Annotated in this window: 3 protein-coding genes; 1 reads left to right on the plus strand and 2 read right to left on the minus strand. The window is 67.5% G+C overall.

Annotation, left to right across the window (positions count from 1 at the left end; translation table 11 throughout):
• Positions 1 to 153 precede the first annotated feature (153 nt).
• Positions 154 to 783, plus strand: coding sequence for a hypothetical protein (locus tag ACWEK3_RS42030; protein WP_453252229.1), 630 nt, complete (start codon positions 154 to 156; stop codon positions 781 to 783).
• A gap of 297 nt (positions 784 to 1080) precedes the next feature.
• Here the strand turns inward: ACWEK3_RS42030 and ACWEK3_RS42035 are convergent, their stop codons facing one another.
• Positions 1081 to 3759: a Helicase associated domain protein gene (locus ACWEK3_RS42035; RefSeq protein ID WP_453252230.1), complete on the minus strand. Its 2679-nt coding sequence runs from the start codon at positions 3757 to 3759 to the stop codon at positions 1081 to 1083.
• A gap of 43 nt (positions 3760 to 3802) precedes the next feature.
• Positions 3803 to 4381 carry a hypothetical protein gene (locus tag ACWEK3_RS42040; RefSeq protein ID WP_453252231.1) on the minus strand — a complete coding sequence of 193 codons (579 nt, stop codon included), beginning with the start codon at positions 4379 to 4381 and terminating at the stop codon, positions 3803 to 3805.
• Positions 4382 to 4624 lie beyond the last annotated feature (243 nt).

The following is a 4624-nucleotide window of genomic DNA, read 5'->3' on the forward strand; positions in this document are numbered from 1 at the left end:
TACCGACGGGCCGACACCAGGCGGGCGTCCAGAAGGAGAAGGGCCATGCGCGGGGCGTCCGAGACGTCGTTCGAGGCCAGAGGTTAAGGAACAAGGTAAGCGGGAGTGTCTGAATCAATTGACACACCCGGCGGAGTCGGAGGAGCGAGGTTTGTGGATGTCAGTCGTGCGGGGGTCGTCGAAGTGGAGTACTCGCACTTCAGCATCGGTGAGATGCGCGATCCTGGTTTCGACGCCGTGGAGGAGCGGGTGGACTTCGCCACGTCGGACCCGGTCATCGTCGTACCCGGCCAGATCGTGATCGTCTCCTGTGTGCAGGCGCAGAGGGTGCCCGTCGTATTGTCCAGCGCTGCACCCGGCCAGGAGACGGTGCCGGGAGGTGACTGGCGGCTTGTCTCCACAATGTCCTATGTGCCTGTCTACGGGGGTCGGATGTACGCGTGCGACACCATGAACGGCGTCGCATCACCCGCCCCCGGACCGGTCGAGGCGTTCGGCCAGAGCATCGAGCCGGGCGAGCCGGCCATTGATCTCGATCCGTCCCATGTTTATCGCGTCCAAGTATGGGCGCGGGGGCGGGAGGATTCTCGGGAACGGCACGAGGAGGCGATGCAGCGAGGGGCATGGGGCGCCAGCGAGGGCTTCGAGGAGTATGCGGTCGTATTCACTTCCGCAGGGGAGCAGGAGGCGCCCGTGCCGAGCGGTGAGGTCGGGCTGCGGGAGCGGTTCGCCAGGCAGCGAGCCGAGGAGGACGAGATCGCTCGTCTGCTCGGACACGAGTAGCCCCCACCGTGGTGGCCGATCCTGCTGCAGACCTCCCAGCGCACCGGTGGGGTGAGGGGCTACCCGCGGTATCGCAGGCTGCTCCTGCGTGCTGTTGAGGGTGCGCTTAGCGGCGTGTTTTCGTACGGTTTTCAGTGCCCGGCTCGGACAGGACGGCAGGGCTTGGCGGTCCCGTGCCCGGTCGCACGTTGCACGGGACCGCCCCGAGCAGTAACTCGCAGCGGTACGGCAGGGTTGAGTGCCCCCTGGCGTCTGCACCTGTGAGGGCTCGGCCGCGCATCACCGGCCAGCCGCCGGCTACGCCCACTCCATGCCCAGCTCCCGCAGGGCGTCCAACTGCTCCGCGGTGAGCTTGCCCTGCCTCGCGCGAGTGTTGGATACCCATACGCCGAGCTTTACGACTACCGGCGCCGTCTCGCCGGCGACCACGATCTTCTCAGCGTGGCTGCGTGGTACGGGCCGGTGAGCGCCTTCTCGTTCGACCCATTGTGTGAGGGCCGCGAGTCCGCGTTGGAACGCCTGTTGCGCTTTGCTTGGACCCTTCGCATGCCCGGCTGCCGGGGTCGGAGACGGCGCCTCAGTGGGCTTGACGCCCAGCCTGGACAGCCGCTCTTGCTGCTCGGTGGACAGCTGTGCCCAGGTGCTCGGCTGCTTCTGCCGCTGAAGCCACTTTCCCAGGTCATCACCGTCCATCAGCACGCCGGGTGCGATGTCGGGCAGGTGGCCGTCGGCGTCGACCAGGTCGGCGAGGACGCGGTAGTGGCGTTGCCAGTCGAGCGGCCACGGGCAGTTCCAGTCCGGGTCGATCGCCTCCAGCTGCTTTGCGCGCTCCGCCGCCCGCTCCGGATCCTTGCCTAGGCCGTTCTTGGCTCCCTTCCGTCGGAGGTTGGCCATGTGCTGCCCGACGGGGATCAAGTCAGCCCCTGTACCTAGGTTCGCCCCTTCGCCCCATACGGCGTTTTGCCGGGGTGCGAGGTGTCCGGTCGCGTGCCGGTAGGAGCGCAGCGCGGCGAGCTTGTTCTCCCATGCCTCTTCGCCCGGCTCCCACACCATCCCGGCCTCCGGCAGGTCGAGCAGTTCCTTGCGGCGCGGTTCCAGTTCCCCGGCCCGTAGTGCCTTCCGTTGCTGGTGCACCCACCGCCCGAGGGGGAAGTCCTTGGTCACGCCCACTTCGACCTCAACGTCGTAGGGGACGGCGTGCAGGCCGGTGATCTGGTTCTCGGCTCGCCAGCGGAGGAGGGCTTGGTAGCCCTCGAGCCAGACCAGGGATTCGGGTCGGTAGATCCGGGTGCGCAGGAAGGCGGCGATGGTGGCTGCGTCCCGGGGGGAGGAGAAGTGGAGCAGGGCCGACTCGGCAGCGGCGTCCGCGCCCTCCTGCTCCTGGTCCTCGCCGCCGGCCCCGACGATCTGCCCGTCCTCATCGCGCCGGATGTGTACCTTGCGCTGCCCGCTGGTGAGGGCGCGGGATGCGAGCTGCTCGACGAGTCGTTCGTCGTGGCTGCGCAGGCCTTGGAGGACGGCTACGAGGGGGCGGAACGAGGCGCTGGCGATCATGTCGGTGGGGTCTTCGCCGGGTTGGAGGAAGATGGGGACGATGATGCGTGCGATCTTGGTGGTGCCGTCGCGGTTGAGTCGGAGTGCTCGGCCGATGTTCTGGACGATTTCGACTTGGGAGCCGCGGGTGTCGGCGAAGCACACGGCCTCGACTCCCCGTTCGCCGGTGATGTCGACACCTTCCCCGAGGACGCGGCAGCTGGCGAGGAACGCGCGGTGTACGCGCCGGTCCGCGGCGTCGATGCCGTTGGCGAACTGGTGCAGGGCTTCGCGTCGTTCGGTGACGAGGTGGTCGCCGCACAGCCATGCCGACCAGACGCGGTCCGGTGGGACGTGGCGGCCGGCCTCCAGCTCGTAGAACTCCGCGTCGATCGACGACGCGGGGAGCCGGTCGGCGGCCGCCAGGTCGTCGTCGGAGGTGTCGTTGGCGTACAGCTCTGCGGCGGTCTTGGGCAGTTTCTCGGCGAATGCGGCGGCCTCTTCGACCTTCTGGTGGAAGGTCATGACCGTACGGAGGTTGTGCGCCGCGGCGTGCTCCAAAAGTGCGGTCTGTAGCAGCGCCAGGCGCCGGCCTCGCTGCGCCTCCTCGGATTCCTCGAGGGCGGGGGAGGGGTCGTGGATCTCGAGTACGTCGATTTCGAATCCGGCGAGGATGCCGCGTTCGATCGCCTCGCTCAGTCCGAGTTCGGCCAGCCACGGCCCGTATGTTCCGTTCGGGTTGTCGGCCATGGTCGCGATTTCCAGTTCCTGGCCGCCCGTGCCCCTCTGAGGCCGGGGTGCAGCGAGGATGCGCGGGGTCGCGGTGAGGTATAGCCGGAAGTCTGCCGGGATCCGCTGGTTGTCATGGATCGCCGCCCACGGCCTCCCAAGATCACCTGCGGTTGAGTGGGCTTCGTCCACGATGGCGAGGTCGAAACCGCTCATCTGCTGCCCGTACAGCCGTTCCCCGCCTGCCAGCGCGGCTTCCAGCGGCCCGCGAACCTTCTGCTGGCCTTCGGGTGCGTCGATGTCCTCGCGGTCTACCAGGGAGGCGTACGTGGCGAACACGACGATCGGTCCGTGCCCGGCCCACAGGGCGAGTTGGATGGGGTTGGTGGTGGTGCGCACCTCCAGCGAGTTGAGTACTGGGTCGTTCTCCAGCGAGCAGACCGCGACCATCGGGGTGCGGTGGCCCACCAGGCGCCACGCCTGGGCGGTCTGCGCGAGCAGGTCCAGGGTCGGCACGGTCACGAGGATCCGCCCGCCTGGGAAGCATTCCAGCGCGCACGCGGCGGCGGTGATCGTTTTCCCTGATCCGGTCGCGGACACGATCGTGCCCCGCGCCCCCTGAGGCGGCACAGATGATCTTGCAGGGAATCCTACCCACTTACGGAAACTCGTTTTCTGGGCTACCTGGTGTTCGCGAAGCTGAATACCCAGCATTCCCACGCTGCTCCTCTGCTTTCTTTTCCACTTGCTTCGGAAATCACCAGGACGGCGTGAAGGGCGGGACGGACACTGTACCGTCCTCGCCCACGACGATCCGCTCGGCAAGTTGGGCCAGCACCTGAGAGGGGCGCAGCCCCGCCCGGCTGGCCACCGTCTGGATCAGCCGGCTGGGCGCGGCGGACAGCCGGACCTCCGCTCGCAGTTCATCCGCTTCCTCCCCCTGCCGCTCCCCGGAGGCGGCTGCCTGTGCCGCAAGAGCACCGGCAAGCCGTTCCTCACGCTCGCGAGCCCACACCGAGCCTTGAGCGTCCTGTTCTGGCTCGTACACGCTCCAACCGGCTGCAGTCATCAAGTCCCTGACGCGCTGCCACTCAGCGTGTTTGGCCAGCCAGATGGCAGCCAACCGCTCCCGGTCCATCTCGAACTCGTAGAAGGAACCGTTTCCCCTCAACTGCTCCGCGGTCTCCCGCTCACGGACAGCGGCCTCCGCGACCTTTTCCGCAACGACGGCGACGTCCAGGCCATTCGCCTGACGCCGGACCCGATCCCGCGCCACGTCCTGAGCACTCCACATGCGTTTTCCCTTTTCCGGAAGCGCGGGCAGCTGGGCCCGCATCAGGTGGTTGGAGGGTGTCCCGTGTTTCCGCCAACGGTACATGCTGAATCAACCTGATGCACCCACCACTCTGGAACCCACACGAACGAGCAACCCCCCACCCTCGCAGCCAGCCCGGCCCGCGGCAGCGGGCCCAGGCGGTTCTGGAGCCGCCAGATAGGACCCGTCCTGGCCGGTAATTCCGGTGATCAGTGCGCGCTTGGGCATTTCATTCCCATCTCAACCGCAAAGAGACCGTCCAAA

Source organism: Streptomyces sp. NPDC004721 (assembly GCF_053601495.1).

Excerpts from the sequence above, each read along its gene's own strand:
- ACWEK3_RS42040 (WP_453252231.1), bottom strand. The coding sequence starts at position 4,381 with ATGCGGGCCCAGCTGCCCGCGCTTCCGGAAAAGGGAAAACGCATGTGG.
- ACWEK3_RS42035 (WP_453252230.1), bottom strand. The coding sequence starts at position 3,759 with ATGCTGGGTATTCAGCTTCGCGAACACCAGGTAGCCCAGAAAACGAGT.